Source organism: Campylobacter sp. CFSAN093246, from assembly GCF_012889415.1.
In the GTDB taxonomy this organism is placed as follows: Bacteria; Campylobacterota; Campylobacteria; order Campylobacterales; family Campylobacteraceae; genus Campylobacter_D; species Campylobacter_D jejuni.
This window is the reverse complement of record NZ_CP040614.1, coordinates 12,260-29,085: the sequence shown is the minus strand read 5'-3', so window position 1 is coordinate 29,085 and position 16,826 is coordinate 12,260. Positions and strand designations below refer to the sequence as shown.

Annotated in this window: 20 protein-coding genes and 1 pseudogene; 10 read left to right on the top strand and 11 right to left on the bottom strand. The window is 24.4% G+C overall.

The annotated features are described in order from the left end of the window. Nucleotides 1–248 precede the first annotated feature (248 nt). The 5 genes from FBE87_RS08940 to FBE87_RS08910 all read right to left on the bottom strand — a co-directional run bounded on the left by FBE87_RS08940 (nt 249) and on the right by FBE87_RS08910 (nt 5,651). Complete coding sequence (locus FBE87_RS08940; protein WP_002779560.1) at nt 249–608, bottom strand: hypothetical protein; 360 nt, start codon at nt 606–608, stop codon at nt 249–251. After that, on the bottom strand, nt 602–3,097 hold the full coding sequence (locus FBE87_RS09295) for a glycoside hydrolase family protein (protein WP_252726909.1): 2,496 nt from the start codon (nt 3,095–3,097) through the stop codon (nt 602–604). The genes FBE87_RS08940 and FBE87_RS09295 overlap by 7 nt, the downstream gene beginning before the upstream one ends. After that, entirely contained in the window at nt 3,097–4,479 is a 1,383-nt protein-coding gene (locus FBE87_RS08920; protein ID WP_100626354.1) for a hypothetical protein, read from the bottom strand. Before FBE87_RS08920 ends, FBE87_RS09295 begins: the two co-directional genes overlap by 1 nt. After that, the gene (locus tag FBE87_RS08915; protein WP_002819291.1) at nt 4,479–5,162 is read right to left on the bottom strand and encodes a hypothetical protein; all 684 of its coding nucleotides are present in this window, start codon (nt 5,160–5,162) and stop codon (nt 4,479–4,481) included. The genes FBE87_RS08920 and FBE87_RS08915 overlap by 1 nt, the downstream gene beginning before the upstream one ends. An 81-nt stretch (nt 5,163–5,243) precedes the next feature. Beyond that, a complete protein-coding gene (locus FBE87_RS08910; protein ID WP_052781598.1) occupies nt 5,244–5,651 on the bottom strand; it encodes a hypothetical protein in 408 nt (135 codons plus the stop codon). Between the two features lie 577 nt (nt 5,652–6,228). Here FBE87_RS08910 and FBE87_RS08905 point away from each other — a divergent pair. After that, complete coding sequence (locus FBE87_RS08905) at nt 6,229–6,813, top strand: hypothetical protein (protein WP_100626353.1); 585 nt, start codon at nt 6,229–6,231, stop codon at nt 6,811–6,813. Nucleotides 6,814–6,983: 170 nt separating this feature from the next. Here FBE87_RS08905 and FBE87_RS08900 read toward each other — a convergent pair whose 3' ends face one another. Next, the gene (locus FBE87_RS08900) at nt 6,984–7,247 is read right to left on the bottom strand and encodes an EexN family lipoprotein (RefSeq protein ID WP_052799518.1); all 264 of its coding nucleotides are present in this window, start codon (nt 7,245–7,247) and stop codon (nt 6,984–6,986) included. A 411-nt stretch (nt 7,248–7,658) separates the two neighbouring features. Between FBE87_RS08900 and FBE87_RS08895 the strand changes: the two genes are divergently transcribed. The 3 genes and pseudogenes from FBE87_RS08895 to FBE87_RS08885 all read left to right on the top strand — a co-directional run. Beyond that, nucleotides 7,659–8,219: a hypothetical protein gene (locus FBE87_RS08895; protein ID WP_002802083.1), complete on the top strand. Its 561-nt coding sequence runs from the start codon at nt 7,659–7,661 to the stop codon at nt 8,217–8,219. A 2-nt stretch (nt 8,220–8,221) separates the two neighbouring features. Beyond that, on the top strand, nt 8,222–8,488 hold the full coding sequence (locus FBE87_RS08890; protein WP_002779707.1) for a hypothetical protein: 267 nt from the start codon (nt 8,222–8,224) through the stop codon (nt 8,486–8,488). 111 nt (nt 8,489–8,599) lie between these two features. Then, nucleotides 8,600–8,794 (top strand): annotated as a pseudogene (locus FBE87_RS08885) (hypothetical protein); the annotation flags it as partial. Nucleotides 8,795–8,845: 51 nt separating this feature from the next. Here FBE87_RS08885 and FBE87_RS08880 read toward each other — a convergent pair. The 3 genes from FBE87_RS08880 to FBE87_RS08870 are packed head-to-tail and all read right to left on the bottom strand — an operon-like array spanning nt 8,846 to nt 11,062. Continuing rightward, the gene (locus tag FBE87_RS08880; protein ID WP_052781607.1) at nt 8,846–10,645 is read right to left on the bottom strand and encodes an AAA family ATPase; all 1,800 of its coding nucleotides are present in this window, start codon (nt 10,643–10,645) and stop codon (nt 8,846–8,848) included. Nucleotides 10,646–10,647: 2 nt separating this feature from the next. Beyond that, nucleotides 10,648–10,851, bottom strand: coding sequence for a type II toxin-antitoxin system HicA family toxin (locus FBE87_RS08875; protein WP_002779783.1), 204 nt, complete (start codon nt 10,849–10,851; stop codon nt 10,648–10,650). Continuing rightward, nucleotides 10,844–11,062, bottom strand: coding sequence for a type II toxin-antitoxin system HicB family antitoxin (locus FBE87_RS08870; RefSeq protein WP_002818418.1), 219 nt, complete (start codon nt 11,060–11,062; stop codon nt 10,844–10,846). The genes FBE87_RS08875 and FBE87_RS08870 overlap by 8 nt, the downstream gene beginning before the upstream one ends. Nucleotides 11,063–11,800: 738 nt before the next feature. Between FBE87_RS08870 and FBE87_RS08865 the strand changes: the two genes are divergently transcribed. Next, complete coding sequence (locus FBE87_RS08865) at nt 11,801–12,088, top strand: hypothetical protein (protein ID WP_168977256.1); 288 nt, start codon at nt 11,801–11,803, stop codon at nt 12,086–12,088. A gap of 398 nt (nt 12,089–12,486) precedes the next feature. Here the strand turns inward: FBE87_RS08865 and FBE87_RS08860 are convergent, their stop codons facing one another. Beyond that, nucleotides 12,487–13,110 carry a DUF4145 domain-containing protein gene (locus tag FBE87_RS08860; RefSeq protein ID WP_052781606.1) on the bottom strand — a complete coding sequence of 208 codons (624 nt, stop codon included), beginning with the start codon at nt 13,108–13,110 and terminating at the stop codon, nt 12,487–12,489. A gap of 110 nt (nt 13,111–13,220) precedes the next feature. On the opposite strand from FBE87_RS08860, the gene FBE87_RS08855 reads away from it, so the two are divergent. Further along, nucleotides 13,221–13,424 carry a hypothetical protein gene (locus FBE87_RS08855; protein ID WP_032581280.1) on the top strand — a complete coding sequence of 68 codons (204 nt, stop codon included), beginning with the start codon at nt 13,221–13,223 and terminating at the stop codon, nt 13,422–13,424. A gap of 136 nt (nt 13,425–13,560) precedes the next feature. Here the strand turns inward: FBE87_RS08855 and FBE87_RS08850 are convergent, their stop codons facing one another. Continuing rightward, nucleotides 13,561–13,824, bottom strand: coding sequence for an EexN family lipoprotein (locus tag FBE87_RS08850; RefSeq protein ID WP_052799518.1), 264 nt, complete (start codon nt 13,822–13,824; stop codon nt 13,561–13,563). A 411-nt stretch (nt 13,825–14,235) separates the two neighbouring features. Between FBE87_RS08850 and FBE87_RS08845 the strand changes: the two genes are divergently transcribed. The 4 genes from FBE87_RS08845 to FBE87_RS08830 all read left to right on the top strand — a co-directional run bounded on the left by FBE87_RS08845 (nt 14,236) and on the right by FBE87_RS08830 (nt 16,785). Then, nucleotides 14,236–14,796 carry a hypothetical protein gene (locus FBE87_RS08845; protein ID WP_002802083.1) on the top strand — a complete coding sequence of 187 codons (561 nt, stop codon included), beginning with the start codon at nt 14,236–14,238 and terminating at the stop codon, nt 14,794–14,796. A gap of 2 nt (nt 14,797–14,798) precedes the next feature. Next, nucleotides 14,799–15,065, top strand: a complete 267-nt coding sequence (locus FBE87_RS08840; protein WP_002779707.1) for a hypothetical protein — start codon at nt 14,799–14,801, stop codon at nt 15,063–15,065. Nucleotides 15,066–15,441: 376 nt separating this feature from the next. Next, the gene (locus FBE87_RS08835) at nt 15,442–15,984 is read left to right on the top strand and encodes an NYN domain-containing protein (RefSeq protein WP_038853341.1); all 543 of its coding nucleotides are present in this window, start codon (nt 15,442–15,444) and stop codon (nt 15,982–15,984) included. A gap of 147 nt (nt 15,985–16,131) precedes the next feature. Beyond that, nucleotides 16,132–16,785 carry a hypothetical protein gene (locus FBE87_RS08830; RefSeq protein WP_052781596.1) on the top strand — a complete coding sequence of 218 codons (654 nt, stop codon included), beginning with the start codon at nt 16,132–16,134 and terminating at the stop codon, nt 16,783–16,785. The last annotated feature ends 41 nt before the right edge of the window (nt 16,786–16,826 follow it).

Genomic DNA, 16,826 nt, shown 5'->3' with positions numbered 1-16,826 from the left:
CATTATTATATCATTTTTTATTTGCTAATATTTTTTGTCTCTCTATTAATCTCTCCTATCCATCTAAGCACATTACCCTTATCATCAATCTCTACTTCTAAATCTTTGTATTTGTTGTAAAATTTAGGAGCTAAGATTTCATTAATTAGGATTTTTATAACTTTAAAAACTTCTTGTAATTCTTATTGCATCTTTTTAACTTTTTACATATTCTAGGTATTTGTTGTTGCTTATTGCCTTTGTTGCGTCTATTTTTCACATAATTTCAGACGATATTCTTGTATAATCTGCTTGTTTTTAGAAATATATAAAAAATTATTAAAAATATTGTATTCATAAATACCATTTTTAAAAACATATCCTTTAAAATTCATATTTACATCACTAATAGACTTACCGTTTAGGACAATATATTTTCCATTATTTTTATTGACACCCACATATACAACTTTATCACAAGTTATATTACCCTCTGGACATAGATTTAAAATTTTTATCCAAAACTTTTCATTTTCATAGGTACATTGCTCTAGTGGAGTAAAATCCTCTTGCGCTAATAAATAAGTACTAAAAAATAAAAACAATAATATATTTTTAAAAATTACCATTTTTCATAACCTCCTTGAATGTAAAGCTTATATTCAGCATTTCTCCTATTAATTAGTCCTTGCATTACTTTATTTTGACTTTTGTTCCACGCCATCCAAGCTTCCTTTAATGTTTTGTAGCCTGTTTTCTCTCCATTGATGATTTTAGCAACAGAAGAATTTTTAAAATTATCAATCCCTATATTAAAACATAATATAACCAAGGCATCAAATTCGTTCTGTGCTAAGGAAGAGTTTATTGAATTTTTTACAGCATTTTCAAAGGGTAACAAATCGCTTTTAAACAATTTATCCGCTTCTTGTAAAGTAATGCCATTTTTATACAAATCCCATTCATTTTGCCCTATAAGATGTCCATATCCGATAGTTGCACCTTTAACATATGAAGTAATTTCTTTTCCATTTTGATCATTATAAGGTTTGAGTCTTAGCTTCTCTATATTTTTTAAAAGATTTTGACCATCATTGCTTAGATGAGTGATTTTTTCTTGAGCATTGTTTTCACTAACCCCATTTACCACCACAAATTTACAAACATAAAGCTCTTGTTTTCTATCTTCATCTTCTAAGATTTCATCTAGTCCTTGTGCGATTTGAAGTTTTAAATTTTGCATTTTTGCAGGAGCTAAAAAACTAAAATGATATTCGTTTAATTCTTTATTATCTTCTAAAGCATTTTTGATGATTTTATCATACTCATGTAGCTGTGTAAAATACCCTACTCCTAAATCTTTATTTTCAAATTCCTTATAAGCACTTTTATAAACTTTAGCAATGTTTTTTGGGATAATAAAATAAAGTTTGATTAAATTAGTATCAAAGCTAAGATTTAATTCTTTAAATTCATAATCTTTACTAAAGTCTTGTTTGAATTGATTAAGAATATTTATATCCTCTATATCTTTTAAATCTTTTAAATCTATATTAAATTCATTTAAAGCCTTATCTTGTTCTTTTTTTTCATTATTGATTAAAAGATTATAGATAGGTAAATTATCTTTTTGAAATCTATCACTTTTATAATGAAGTCTTATTATAGGTTCTTTTAACTCTATTTGATTTTTACTTTGTTCTCCTAAGCCCTCTTTAGGATCAAAGCTGTGATCAAATTTAAACTTAGTAGGAGTAAAGCTTACTTTTAAAGCAAAGCCTTTATCTGTTTTACAAGCTGAGATGAGTTCTTGTAAGATTACATATTCATTATTGACTTTCTTTTGAGATAAGGATCCTTTTACATTAACAACTTTAGTACAAGGAACACTTACACCTGCTATAGTATTAGGACAAGCTACTATACTAGAGTTTAATAAATCACTTTCTAGCATAATAGGCACACCATCATCTTTAAAAGTTTTTCCTTTGTTTGATTTAAGTATGACTTTACCTCCATGGATACATTCTAGGTTTTGATTTTCTAAAAGAGCATGAAGTTTAGCTATAGCTTGTTTTTTATCTACTTGTGTGGTTTTTTGTTCTTTTAAAGTGTTTGAAATTAAGTCTTTATACTCTAAGCTTTGTTTGCTTAAACATTCTAATTTAATATTTAAAGAATTTTCTATAATAGAATAATTAAGCAAGCAAAGTTCATCATTTTTATAAAAGATACTAAGTCTTCCTAAACCACTGCTTTCATCTTTAGGAGAAAAATAATAACTAGGTGTATCTTGTTTTATAGTATTATCTTGATCTAATTCTCCAAAGTAAAAAGGATTGTTAGGAAGTTCATTTGAGCCTGTAAGGAGAGTGGAGTTTAGGAAGATTTTTATATCTAAACTTTTAAAATCTATTTGGTATTTTTCTTCTATGTCCTTTATATCCAAAACACTTCTATCTTTTGCAAAAATATCACAATGATTATCATAAATATGGATTAAATTTGACATAGAGATGAAAGAAGTATTGTTAGAATTATCTTGCAAATTTACTTTATCTAAGAATATGATTTTTATATTATTTGTCTTTAATACTATGGTATTGGTATTTTTATCATAAAATTGCTCTATGTTAAATACTTCGTTTAAAATTAAATTAACATCATTTTCCTTAGTATTAAAGCTTTGATTATTTAGATTATCTTGTAAGGAAATTTCTTTATTTAAATAGTCTTGGATATCTTTTATTTTTTCATTTCTTTTTTCTTTTAAAGTATTGATAGATTTATAAAGCCTTTTTCTAGCATCAAGATAGGTATCATTTAGATTTTCTTTATCTAGGATGAAGATTTTTGTGAAAGTAGAATTATAACCTATAACACTGCTATTTAAAAAAGTTTCATTATTTTCTTTATAAAATACATATTCTTTGCAAACATAAAGAGCTCTTAAAAGTGAAATATCAGATTCGATATTAATCTCATCTATATCTTTTAAATCTAAATGTTTTATATAAAAATTCTTATCTTTTTGCATTAGATTAAAAATAGCACTAACAAGACTTTTTGTTTTTTTCGTATGATGATAGTTTAGTTCATAAAGAAAAGTATTTAACATTAATATCCCTGAAAATCTCTAAAAAATTCTTCCCATCCATAAAAAAAATGTAATGACGGCTCATCATCTTTAATTCTAGATTGTTTTAACAATTCTTCACATATATCTTCTATAGAAATTAAAACAAGAATCCATTTTAAAATAGTGGCTTTTTTAGCAAAACCAAAAACACTTTCTGCAGATTTTTTTGAACCATCAAATTTAAAATTAAGTTGCAACTTAAAATAATCTAATTTCAAAGCTATAATTTCATTAGGCTTTATATGCGTTCCAAACTTTTGAAATATTTCTTCAGAGTCATCTAAATCAATGGTGTATATTTTGTAAATTTCTGCATTTAGCAGCTTTGAAAATTCTTCATTCCCTTTTAATAAATTTTCTATTAAGTTTTTAAATCCTCGCGCTTGGATTGGAGTTAGTGTATAAACGCTATTATAATCTAATTCTTTGAATATCACACTAAAATCCAAAGGAGCGTTTTGTATTTGTAAATAAAGCTGAGTTGTATTTTTTTGACTCTTTATATTGTTGGGAAACAATTCTTTAACCTCATAAGGAGTATCTTCCTTAAAAGCTATAGAATTATCTTTTAAAATAATATTATTTTTAAGCTCTTGTGTTATTGGAATCAGCTTAATATTTTTTAGATTAGCATCAAAGATATTAAAATTGTATCCCAAAATTTCAATTCCATCATCAAATTTATTTCCTATATAATTTGTATATTTTGTATATTCATTTTCATATACTCCCATGGCATTATAGGTGTATAAAGCTTTAACACTTTGTGGAAAAGACAAAACAAAAAGCTGTGCCAAATATCCACCAAAACAATGTCCAGTAACAATAAGTTTATCATTACCTAAAAAATGCCTGACTTTATCATCGTAAAATTTTAATAATTGCAAATAATATTCCAGAGGAACTTGAGATCTGAAAATTTGTGCACCGGCTTTTATACTATCCCAAAAAGAAAAACTAAATTGAAAAATATCTATACCTCTAAATGCAAGAATTAATTCATTATCTTTAGTATCTTTAAAAAGCGTAGCAGAAAAGCTTGTATCATCATCTTGAATAAAGGCTAATACTTCATAGCGATTTATAAATTCATTAGCATTATCTTCATCAAAACTAATATTATAAGTATCAAACACAAGCATAGAACTTTGGGTTATGGCTTGGAAGTATGTGGGAGAATTAATGTTATTTTCTTTTAACATTTCTATATCCTGTTTTGTATAATATTGTGTTTGATTTTTCAACCCCCATTTTTTATCTTCTTTTCCAAACATACCCTCATTTAAACCTGTAGAATAACTAGCCCAGCACATTCTAGCATATTTATAAAGTTTCATATATTTGGCTTGTTTTTCATGCATTAGTAGCCTCTTTTTTCTTGTAATTCTTTATATTTTTGAATATCATAGCATATCATTTTTCTTTTGTATTTAGCAAACATACCTATGTCAAGCCAAGAGTATGTATTGTCTATTTTATATTCTTGTATTGTATTTTTGCCGTCCTTATAGTACCATAAAATAATAATTTTTTTTATTCTAAAATCTACATATTGCTCTGTTATGTTGAATAAAATATCCTTGTTTATTTTTTTATAATTATCCCAAAGACTTATAATATTTTTTGCATCATAAATAACCGCCTTAGAATCAGCCTTCTCACACAAACTCTCAAATTCTTTAAAACTACTTTGCCATTCAAGAGGTACAAAAGAGTATCCAAACCAAAGAAGCATGAATAATGGATAAGGTAAAAATAAATAAAACTTTTTAATTTTTTTATCAATATTAAAAATTTTAAAGACAAGATAAAAGACAAGCTTTAAAAATAAATATACCCATATAGTAGAAAGTATAAACAAGCTAATCCATCCAAAGAAAGGAAAAGGGAAAAAGGTTAAAAGAGTTAAATAAGTAATATTATAAAAAGTTAAGATGACAAGAAAAAGATAAAATAAAGCTTGTTTTATATTTTTAAAGAATTGTTTTTTTAAATCATTTGAATTTTCTTTATTGTTAAAATAATGATAGAGCTTGTTTTTCATATATTTTTATCCTATATTACTTTGATTATTATCTTTAGTATCTTCAAACAAAATAGCACTAAAGCCACTTAAAGTGTTAGACTAATGTTTTAAAAGTTTAAATCTATTTATAAAATCAATGATTCTTTTACTAAGTGTATCATTTAACCCCACCCTACTAATATCATTATCCAATGTTATTTCTTTACTATCAAAACAAGTATTTATAAGAGAAATACAATATTTAGGTTCTATTTTAACTATTTTATTTTGTTCAAAACGAGCTTGTATAGCTCTTGCATAGGTAGAATTTTGATTATTATGCTTATCACCTAGTCTTTGGGTATCTACTTTTTTTTCTAATTCATTGCCATTATCATTTTTATATTTAATTACACCTTTAAAAACATATTGCAACATCGCATAACTAGCATCTGCACAATTAGCATAGTCTAAAAATTTAGTGATTAAGTCTAATTTAGCTTCTTGTGTTTTAATGTTTTTGCTCATTTGTTATTCCAAAAATCTAAATCTCAAATTATCTTTCTAATTTTTTATCTAATATCTTCACAATACAGTCTTTTATGATATCTAAAATAGAATCCAGCGCCCTCATTACCTTTTAAGAATATACCATAATTATCATAAATATAGGATAAATGCGTTAAATAATGAATATCATCATAATAATCTTCAAATGTAACTTCTTTTAAAGTAAACTTTATTTTTTGTAATACATTAATGCTTTTTTGATTTTTTAAAATCAAAATATATTTTTATTTATTTTTTGATTAAAAAAGAATTCTCCTTTTTCATCATGTATTGTATTTCCTTTTTCTCTATTGCTAAATATTTCCCAATAAGCTTTATTGTAAATTATTACTTTATTATCTATATCTTTACACAAGCTCTCAAACTCATAATATGCGGATCCATATATTTATAAGAACAGCCTCCTGTTAAGAATAATAAAAGATATACAGGCAAAAGAAATAAAGTAAGTTTTTTAAATATTGTTTTAAAATTTATAGTTTTTGTTTTATTTTTTATTTTAAAAAAGACTTTAAAGATAAAACGAAAAGAATATATGAGAAGATATTATGATAGTGAAACTTTAAAATCTATTCTCGGACAAAAGACTAGTTTAGAATATAGCGATGATTTAGAATGTCTTTCTAAGAATACTATATATAAAATTATTTTATCTGAGAAACAATATAATTTTCCTTATGTAAATATTTTTGAAGATAAAATAGAAAATAATTTTACAGCTAGTTTTATAAAAAATGAAGATAGAAAAAAAGCTAAAGAACATTTAAAAGCCATATTTTTAAATGCAAATCATTTGTTTGTTTATGATAAATTTATAAATAAAAATCAGAAGCAATTTATAAAATTTGCTGAAGAATGCTTTCCGAGAAAAAAATTAAACATTTTTTATCCTATTGAAAATATAATGAAATTTCCCAAAAATTTATGTTCCAACTTGAAAAATATATATAAAGAATGGTTGGTTGTAGAGAATAAAGATGCTGAAATTAACGAAAAATATGATTATTTGCACAATAGATATATAATTGTAGATAAGAAAATTCAAATTATCTTAACTAGCGGCATTGATAATTTAATGAATATTAAAAAAGATTTTACATATATAATAAGAGAATTATAAAATAGTAATTAACATATAACATTAATTACTAAAAATAACTATTATATATTAAAAATTAGTAATATATAATAGTATTTACTTTCAAACAACCTTATTATTTGTGACTATTTGTCTTATAGCATCAACAATTTGTTGTATGCTTTCGCCTAGAGTTTGAAAAAGATCTAAATTCATTTGTTGTTCTTAAAAAAATCTTTAGCACTTGATAATGGCTTTTGAAATGACTTAGAATAGTTTGCTTTATAAGCATTTGCACATTCTGTGTCAGTTTGTGCAGAATTAGCATTTTTATCGCATTCTTTGATTTTAGCTTCTAATTCTGTAGCATTTTTTGGATCTTCGTAATATTGCACTGTTTTTGGCTCTGAAGAGCAAGCAGAAAAAACACAAGCAGTAACTATACTTAATAAACTTAGTTTAATTAAATTTTGCATAAAAGTTCTTTTTTCTATAATTTTATATATATTTATAGTAACTATAATATACTAATATTTATTAATATATAATAAAATTAATTTTAAATAATAATATTATTATATAATATTTCACAAAATAATTATAAGAAATAATTATTTTTTATTTTAATATGATGAATTATCTTGTTATATCTTTTTGAGATATTGTTTTTGTAGGATTTTCAAAGGTATTAAGCTTATTATGAAAATCAATGAAATTTAATTGTTTTTTGACTTCATGCTACCTACACATTTAGAAGATTATTTAGAATATAAAACAAAACTATCACTAAAAAATCAAAGAAACAAAAATAAATATTATTTATTTTTATTATTTATTAATAAATAATAATATATAATATTATACAAAAATATAAAAAAGGTTTTTTAATGATAATATCTGTTATAAATAAAAAAGGTGGTGTTGGAAAGACTCCTTTTGCTTTTTCAATTGCTAAAGATTTAGAATATTTTTTACAAAGCAATGATAATTCTATTATAGAAAAAATTTATCCTGAAAAAGCAAAAATTTTACCAACTCCAAAAAAAATAGATAATTGCGTTTATGATTTTGGTGGGTTTGTAGAAAAAGGAGTGTTGGATATTATTAAAGAAAGCAATAAGATTATTGTTCCTTGCACGAGTAATTATAATTCTTTACTTAGAACATTAGAAACTTTAAACGAAATAGGTAATGATGGTAAAGTTTGTATTTTAGTTACAGACTATAGAGATGAGAAAGAAAAAAAGCAAATTTGTGAAACTCTTGAAAGCAATTTTACAGATTTAAATCTTTTTTTCTTTAAATTTTCAAAGATAATTGAAAATTCTATGAGTAGTGGAGCTTCTTTTACTGAACTTTATAATGAAAACAATCTTTCAAGATTAAGCTATACAAACTTTTTCAATGAATATCAAAGACTTTTAGATTTTATTAGAAAGGATAAATAATAATGGAAAAAAAACCATTTACAATAGCAGAAGCTTTAAACTCTGAAACAAGCTCTCAAAAAACATATAGTAAAGCTGATAAAAAATCAGCTGGAAGAAAAACCGTAGATCAAAAACTAAGAAGAGATAATTTAGTAGTTTGCAGACTTAATGAACAAGAAATGGAAATTTTGAAAAAATTAATGGTTTTAGATTTAGCAAGTGAATATGGCACTTATATAAGAAAATTGATTTTAAAAGAGGCAAGAACTTTAAATATTAATAATTAAAAATGTTACAATATCCTTGCAAAAAACGAAAAACAAGGATACAAATGAGTAAAAAAACAAAAAGGTTCAAATAATCGCGCAAAAGCTAAACTTAAAGTAGCTAAAGCTCATCAAAAAATTACAAGAGCAAGAGCTGATTATTTACATAAGATAAGCGATGAAATCACAAATTTATATGATTTTATAGCTGTTGAAAATCTAAATATTAAAGGACTAATTAAAAACAAACGCTTATCTAAATCTATTACTAATGCTAGTTGGGGTAGAGATAGCTCTAGTAGGGTATTAAAAATGGTTATATACTAGTTATCTATTCGTTGAAGCAAGAAACCCACTTTACTTTAGCAGATGGGTGATTCACTCAAATAAAGACTTCTGTAAGATAAATTTATTACTTTTGGTGTTTAATCGATTCATTGGATCACCACGCTTAATATATCTTTTTACTCTATTATTACTTTGGTAGATAAAAAACAAATCATTTTCATTTTTATACTTGTTATAAAAAAATTCATCATCATAATTTGCAAATTCTATACCTTTGCCATAAACATTAATTCCAAATTCTATAAGCTTATCTTTTAATTTAGCAATCTCCTTTTTTTGTTTTGAAATGATAGAACTTTCTTTATAAAGTCTATAAGCTTTAATTTCACAAAACTCACTATAACTAAGGATTTTCTTATCAGGAAAACTTGTCAAAAATCTAATTAAATCCTGTGCAACTAAAGAATTTAAATCAATGAGTATTTTTGATAAGTCATCATCATATGAAAGAGTAGATTCTGTTTCAAGTCTTTTGATATATTCCCTACGAACTGTCAATACAAATACAGATACAATCACGCCATTTTCTTTTGTGATACGCTCTACAGAATCAAACATTAAAATCCCTTTATCTCTTTGTGTAATTGTTTTTTTATCTTTATCTTTATCTTCAATGTTTTGCGTAAAGGCTAAATCATATGCAAAACGAGAAATTTCTGTAAATTTTTGTTTTAACCAAGAATAATTACTAGGAGCTTTATTAAGATATTGTTTTAAAAATTTATAAGGCTCTAATCTTACTTCCATATCCCAAAAATTTTCTTGATATTTTTTAATAACACTTGTATCTACATTTTTCTTGATATATAAAAATAAAGCATCTAAAATACTTCTATGTGTTTGCGTTAGTAAAGAATTTTTAAGAGTAATAGCATATGATGAACCATTTGCACCAAGCATTCCAAATTCTATTTTATTGTCATTTTCTTTAAATGCTTTATAAAAATTAGAATCAGTAAGCTTTCGTGAGCTTAAATAAAAAACTCCTCTATTTTCATTCATTGTTACATAGCCTTCCGCTAAATCATTAACACTTACAGCAGAAATATCTTTTTTGTTGATAATTTCTAAGGTATGATTGTCAATATTTTCCACTTTTATATCTTTAACTAAAGGTTCATCAATGCTAGAGTTCTGTAATACTTTGATTGTTTTTTGAAACTCGCCAGCATTGATATTATTATTATCTTTTAGCACTTCAAGTAAGCGATAAGTTGTAGAGTTTTTATCTTCTCCTTTTTGAAATGAGAGTTTATAAACAAGTCTAGGGGCATTTATAATTACAGAGCTACCCATAAGACTTTCACCTTTTTTATCTAAGTGGTGAAGTAATAAAATGGCTTGATTATTTGATTTTGCTACATCTGTTAAAATATTAAAGAAATTTTGCACATCGTTTTGATTATTTTGATCTTTAAAGCCCGAGATTGAGAAGAATGCACTAAAAGTATCAAGAACGATTAAATCACAATCTGCTAACTCATTAAGTTCTTCTTTTAAGCTATCCATAGGTTCTTTATCAATTTTTGGAAGTTCATTTGAAAACTCAAATTCTAAACTATTAAAAGGATAAAAATTTTCTATATTTTTAATGCGTTCTAAAATTGCTTTATTCTTATCTTCTATACTCCAAAAAAAAGGTTTTAAACCATCATTAATTGCATTAGCACATACTTTTAAAGCTAAAAAAGATTTTCCTACTTCACTATTGCCGCTTAATACAGCTACAGAACCTCTTTCTAGTTTAATGGTGTCTTCACAAATTACAGAAGCATTCTCATCGCTAAAAATTCCAAGTGTAATTGTATTAATAGTATTGCGTTTAGGCATTTTTAATCCTTTGCTACTTCTATAATTTCAAATAGTTGTTTTATGATTTTAGGGTGTAATATTTCTCCGCTATGATGAGGAATAACCATTCTATAAAGTCCTTTTTTATAGATTCTATGACTACCTTTTTGCCTATCAATCAAAAAATTATTTTGCAATAAAAGCTTTTCTGCTTCTTTTGCAGTCAATCTTGGCAATTCAGGCATTTGCTAAAACCATTGGAATAATTGAAGTTGTTTTGTTTTCAATAATCCTTTTTTCTTCATTTGCAAGGCTTTCTAAATAAAGCTCCCCAGCTTCTTTTATATTAGCTAAAGTTTCTTCATAGGTATTTCCTTGCGAAACACAACCTTCAAGCTCTAGAATGCGTGCAAAATATCCATCCTGATCTTTTTCAATAATAATATTTAGTAACATTTAATTCCTTACTATTGACATAAATAGAACAAACAATTAATTTACACCCTAAAAATTGACATAAATAGAATAGTTTAGTGCAAATTAACAACTTTTTATAAAGTAATTATAGTAAAATTATTATATTTATGTCAATACTTATTATATCTATGTAAAAAATTATTTTTTTGAAAAATACTAATTTCATCTAAAATATAAAATTGACATAAATAGAATAGTTTATTATATTTATGTCAGCAAAATCAGCATACAATCACCCATAAGTTATTAAAAAATTGACATAAATAGAATAGTTTTTGATATAAATAGAATAGTTTTTGATATTTTTTCGGAACACCCATATGGAAAATAGGAGCTTTAAAAGACACATTTACATAAATAGAATAGTTACTAAATTCTTAAATTTGTTAAATTCTATAATATTAAAAAAGGTAAATCAAAAATTAAAATTTTTGAACTTTTGTATAAAATCATAAAAAAATGATTTTGATAACTCCAAAAAAGAGGTTTTAATAAAAAAATTTTTTTTATTATTTTGTTATAATATCATAAGAATTAAAAAATGGAAAAAGAAAGTGAAAATTAAAAATATTCTTTTAAATTTTTTTATGAAGATATTTTAGTTTTCTTTCGAGACTATTTTTTATTGCTTATAATTTTTTATTATAGTATTGATAGGTTTATTTAATACTCTTAAGAGTGTAAGAAAATATAAAGAGATTTTAAAAAAGAAAAACTATGAATATTAAGCTTAATATTCCTTATTCTAATAAGGATAAATTAAAAAAATATAAGATTAAGTGGAATAATGATTATAAAATTTGGTATTTAGAAGATTATAGGAATTTAACTTACCTTATCGATTATTTAGAAAATAGAAATTTTACCATTTATGTTACTGAGAAGTTGTATATTGTTGAAGGTTTTATTACTTGTTGGAAATGTTCTAAGATGATTTCAGTTTATGCTTTTGGTGCTTTAAAATCTTCTTTTTTAGATTGTGAAAAAAAAATATTGGAAATTTAATTCAAAATTTAAAATGATTTGGAATATTTTGTCTTATTCTCAAGAGCTAGAAAGTATTTTAAAAAAAATAATATGAAAATTTCATATTCCAATACAACAAAAAGTTACTACCTTATGAATATATGTCAAAATTGTCAGGCAAAACAAGGAGAATTTTTTTATTTAACGAAATAGATTCTATTTTTAGCCCAAATAGTGTAAATGAAGCTAAAAGGCTTAAAATTTATGAAATACCTTTGTTATTCGATATTGGGTTTAATGCGGAACATAAAACTAATTTAACATATAACATTAATTACTAAAAATAACTATTATATATTAAAAATTAGTAATATATAATAGTATTTACTTTCAAACAACCTTATCATTCGTGCCTATTTTCCTAATTTTTTCTTAAATTAAGGATTTATTTTAGGTTTTTTGTTTTTTAAATTTTGTATTTTATTAAATAATTTTTCTGTTTTTATTTTTTGAGTGATTAATTTTTCTGCAATTAAATTAATCGTCTCAAAAAGACAGTAGGCAATTTCTGGATTGTCATTTATATCAATGATTCCAGGATGAACAGCATTATTTCCTACTATTCTTACAATTTCACAGGCTTTTATTATCTGTTCATCAAGTCCTTTGTTTTTCAAGTTTAATATATCACTAGCAAGATCCTTTCCTTTTTCTCCTAATTCTTTCATTAGTTCTTGTAATGCAAGACGCATTAGAGCACAAGCTGCTCTGGGTGAATCATTAAGTATGATTGCCGCTTCATTATATATTTGCTTTATGTTTTCTTTGAGATCTTCATTTGGTAAAGGAACATTTATTGTTTTTGGATATAACATTTCTTTGGTTTCATTTAGCCATATTGAATATTTTTTACAATGATTACAAAATGCGATTGAACACAAATATTCAACATGATAAAAATCTAGACAAGTATCTTCCCATTTTATATGAGAGTAAACATTGCAATGGGGACAATGAAAGCTATCTTGGCGAAAAACTGGCGGATAATATTTTATTTCCATAAGTTTCCTTTTATGTATATTTATAGTAACTTATTATATATTAATATTTATTTATATATAATAAAGTTTAAGGTAAAATATGATAATAAATTAATAATTAGGAGTAGTATATGAATAAAAGTTATATTCCTTATGGTTCAGATGTTTCTGGAGGAGAATTTGAATGTGTTGATTGCAAACGGAAAATAACAATCAGTTCAAGTGACTCATTGCCTCCTTGTCCAAATTTTAGAAAAGAACCTGATAAACATAAGTTGAAAGGATGGAAGAATCTTACTGGAAGAGGTGATGCAAAAGAGGATCCATATCCTTGATATAAAGTTAAATTAGTTATTTAAAATTAATAAGATAACCCTTTAGAATATAAGGGTTATTTATATATTTTATTTGTTTTTATAGCATCAACAATTTGTTGTATGCTTTCGCCTAGAGTTTGAAAAAGATCTAAATTCATTTGTTGTTCTTAAAAAAATCTTTAGCACTTGATAATGGCTTTTGAAATGACTTAGAATAGTTTGCTTTATAAGCATTTGCACATTCTGTGTCAGTTTGTGCAGAATTAGCATTTTTATCGCATTCTTTGATTTTAGCTTCTAATTCTGTAGCATTTTTTGGATCTTCGTAATATTGCACTGTTTTTGGCTCTGAAGAGCAAGCAGAAAAAACACAAGCAGTAACTATACTTAATAAACTTAGTTTAATTAAATTTTGCATAAAAGTTCTTTTTTCTATAATTTTATATATATTTATAGTAACTATAATATACTAATATTTATTAATATATAATAAAATTAATTTTAAATAATAATATTATTATATAATATTTCACAAAATAATTATAAGAAATAATTATTTTTTATTTTAATATGATGAATTATCTTGTTATATCTTTTTGAGATATTGTTTTTGTAGGATTTTCAAAGGTATTAAGCTTATTATGAAAATCAATGAAATTTAATTGTTTTTTGACTTCATGCTACCTACACATTTAGAAGATTATTTAGAATATAAAACAAAACTATCACTAAAAAATCAAAGAAACAAAAATAAATATTATTTATTTTTATTATTTATTAATAAATAATAATATATAATATTATACAAAAATATAAAAAAGGTTTTTTAATGATAATATCTGTTATAAATAAAAAAGGTGGTGTTGGAAAGACTCCTTTTGCTTTTTCAATTGCTAAAGATTTAGAATATTTTTTACAAAGCAATGATAATTCTATTATAGAAAAAATTTATCCTGAAAAAGCAAAAATTTTACCAACTCCAAAAAAAATAGATAATTGCGTTTATGATTTTGGTGGGTTTGTAGAAAAAGGAGTGTTGGATATTATTAAAGAAAGCAATAAGATTATTGTTCCTTGCACGAGTAATTATAATTCTTTACTTAGAACATTAGAAACTTTAAACGAAATAGGTAATGATGGTAAAGTTTGTATTTTAGTTACAGACTATAGAGATGAGAAAGAAAAAAAGCAAATTTGTGAAACTCTTGAAAGCAATTTTACAGATTTAAATCTTTTTTTCTTTAAATTTTCAAAGATAATTGAAAATTCTATGAGTAGTGGAGCTTCTTTTACTGAACTTTATAATGAAAACAATCTTTCAAGATTAAGCTATACAAACTTTTTCAATGAATATCAAAGACTTTTAGATTTTATTAGAAAGGATAAATAATAATGGAAAAAAAACCATTTACAATAGCAGAAGCTTTAAACTCTGAAACAAGCTCTCAAAAAACATATAGTAAAGCTGATAAAAAATCAGCTGGAAGAAAAACCGTAGATCAAAAACTAAGAAGAGATAATTTAGTAGTTTGCAGACTTAATGAACAAGAAATGGAAATTTTGAAAAAATTAATGGTTTTAGATTTAGCAAGTGAATATGGCACTTATATAAGAAAATTGATTTTAAAAGAGGCAAGAACTTTAAATATTAATAATTAAAAATGTTACAATATCCTTGCAAAAAACGAAAAGATAAATTGAAGATGAAAAAGATTATGACTGTCGAAGTTTATTTGACTTAATCGAATTAGAATTTTCACAAGGAGAAGAAAATGAGTTGCTTATCTCTAAGTAAGTTCTTATTAATGTTTTTTATGTTAGAATTACAGCATCATTAGCATAGAGGGGTCTTTTTACATAATATTTTTAAAATGACGACTCATTTTGCCTTCAAGATTTAGCAAATAGGACTACATATTATGGATTTGTCCAATAAAGATACAGAATTTTCTATAATTCAACCAAAAAAGACTGCTGTTCTTGTAGATCTTTCTTTTTTATTGAAGGATACAATACACGCAAAAGCATTAAAACAATGGAAGCCGCAGAATTAGCCAAAAGATTAAAAGACTATGTGTGGGAAACTCTTAGAAGAAGTGAAGACTATTTATATAAAGTTTATATTTATGATTGCGAACCGTTAGATAAAAATGTTCCTATGCCTCCTATAGAAAAAACTGATAAATCTAAAAATTTAAGCAAAACTACAACTTATAAATTTAGAAGTGAATTATTAAAACATCTAAGAAAGCAACCGTATTTTGCTGTAAGATTAGGTGAAATTGATGTTAGCGAACTAAGCAATGAAGATTTTGTTATAGATATTAAACAAAAAGGTGTAGATATGAAAATAGGACTTGATATTGCAACTTTAGCAAATAAACACCAAGTGGAAAAAATCATTTTAATTACTTCGGATAGCGATTTTGTTCCTACTGTAAAACACGCTAGAAAAGAAGGGCTTATTGTGCAATTAGATACTATGAGATTTCCAGAAACTCGAATCAAAAAAGGTTTATTAGAACATATTGATATTCTCTCATCCGTTTTTATTAATAAAAATAAAAATGGTAATTAATTATTGTTTTTTATTTTGCTAAATAGATAACTAAAAAATGAATATTGTTAAAAGAAAAAATGAATGAATTTTTCAAAAAAACTAAATAAAGTTTTACCAGATAAAGAAATTAGCAACGAAAAAACATATTCTCGATCAAGGTAAAGAATGAATAATCTAACAAATTTTAATGATCTGTTTTCTCAAATGAGATTATCTTCTTATAATGATGATATTGTAAAGCATTATGATAACCTTAAATTTGTAGGAAAAATCACTCCAAAAATTGCTACATTAGAAATTATTCTTAGAAATAAACTAGATAATAAATTATCAGAGAAAGATAGTAATTGGATAAAAAATTCTAATGATGAAAATATTAAAAAAGCTAAAGATGAAATTGAATATAGAGAAAAAAATAGAAATTTATCTCATCATCAATATCTTTCTCGTATGAGCTTAGGAGCTATTATTCATCTTATCAAAGAAAATAAATTACAAAACTCTATAATGGATTTAAAAAATATCAATTTTAGAAACTACAATCAACACAATAGAAATTTCTTTTTTGAAAATGGTATAAAATTACGCTTTAGAAATACGCATAAGGTTGATATTGTTCTTAGCTTATTACAAAATCTAAGAAATAGAAGTTATCATTGGGAAAATATTTTAAAAACTACAGAAAAAAATGGCAAACATTATCCAAGATTAACGACAAAAATAGAAAACACTCATATAGGATTAAATCCACAAAAAATAGATTTATTCTTAAGTGATTTAATTAAAACATTTAACGAAGAAATTTTGGAATATTGTTAATATAAAAAAAGTGGGCTACTAGGAAGCCCTTTGAATTTAAT

What these genes read in the sequence shown, in the direction of transcription:
- FBE87_RS08940 (WP_002779560.1), bottom strand. Translation starts at nt 608, where the DNA reads ATGGTAATTTTTAAAAATATATTATTGTTTTTATTTTTTAGTACTTAT.
- FBE87_RS09295 (WP_252726909.1), bottom strand. Translation starts at nt 3,097, where the DNA reads ATGTTAAATACTTTTCTTTATGAACTAAACTATCATCATACGAAAAAA.
- FBE87_RS08920 (WP_100626354.1), bottom strand. Translation starts at nt 4,479, where the DNA reads ATGCATGAAAAACAAGCCAAATATATGAAACTTTATAAATATGCTAGA.
- FBE87_RS08915 (WP_002819291.1), bottom strand. Translation starts at nt 5,162, where the DNA reads ATGAAAAACAAGCTCTATCATTATTTTAACAATAAAGAAAATTCAAAT.
- FBE87_RS08910 (WP_052781598.1), bottom strand. Translation starts at nt 5,651, where the DNA reads ATGAGCAAAAACATTAAAACACAAGAAGCTAAATTAGACTTAATCACT.
- FBE87_RS08905 (WP_100626353.1), top strand. Translation starts at nt 6,229, where the DNA reads ATGAGAAGATATTATGATAGTGAAACTTTAAAATCTATTCTCGGACAA.
- FBE87_RS08900 (WP_052799518.1), bottom strand. Translation starts at nt 7,247, where the DNA reads ATGCAAAATTTAATTAAACTAAGTTTATTAAGTATAGTTACTGCTTGT.
- FBE87_RS08895 (WP_002802083.1), top strand. Translation starts at nt 7,659, where the DNA reads ATGATAATATCTGTTATAAATAAAAAAGGTGGTGTTGGAAAGACTCCT.
- FBE87_RS08890 (WP_002779707.1), top strand. Translation starts at nt 8,222, where the DNA reads ATGGAAAAAAAACCATTTACAATAGCAGAAGCTTTAAACTCTGAAACA.
- FBE87_RS08880 (WP_052781607.1), bottom strand. Translation starts at nt 10,645, where the DNA reads ATGCCTAAACGCAATACTATTAATACAATTACACTTGGAATTTTTAGC.
- FBE87_RS08875 (WP_002779783.1), bottom strand. Translation starts at nt 10,851, where the DNA reads ATGCCTGAATTGCCAAGATTGACTGCAAAAGAAGCAGAAAAGCTTTTA.
- FBE87_RS08870 (WP_002818418.1), bottom strand. Translation starts at nt 11,062, where the DNA reads ATGTTACTAAATATTATTATTGAAAAAGATCAGGATGGATATTTTGCA.
- FBE87_RS08865 (WP_168977256.1), top strand. Translation starts at nt 11,801, where the DNA reads ATGAATATTAAGCTTAATATTCCTTATTCTAATAAGGATAAATTAAAA.
- FBE87_RS08860 (WP_052781606.1), bottom strand. Translation starts at nt 13,110, where the DNA reads ATGGAAATAAAATATTATCCGCCAGTTTTTCGCCAAGATAGCTTTCAT.
- FBE87_RS08855 (WP_032581280.1), top strand. Translation starts at nt 13,221, where the DNA reads ATGAATAAAAGTTATATTCCTTATGGTTCAGATGTTTCTGGAGGAGAA.
- FBE87_RS08850 (WP_052799518.1), bottom strand. Translation starts at nt 13,824, where the DNA reads ATGCAAAATTTAATTAAACTAAGTTTATTAAGTATAGTTACTGCTTGT.
- FBE87_RS08845 (WP_002802083.1), top strand. Translation starts at nt 14,236, where the DNA reads ATGATAATATCTGTTATAAATAAAAAAGGTGGTGTTGGAAAGACTCCT.
- FBE87_RS08840 (WP_002779707.1), top strand. Translation starts at nt 14,799, where the DNA reads ATGGAAAAAAAACCATTTACAATAGCAGAAGCTTTAAACTCTGAAACA.
- FBE87_RS08835 (WP_038853341.1), top strand. Translation starts at nt 15,442, where the DNA reads ATGGAAGCCGCAGAATTAGCCAAAAGATTAAAAGACTATGTGTGGGAA.
- FBE87_RS08830 (WP_052781596.1), top strand. Translation starts at nt 16,132, where the DNA reads ATGAATAATCTAACAAATTTTAATGATCTGTTTTCTCAAATGAGATTA.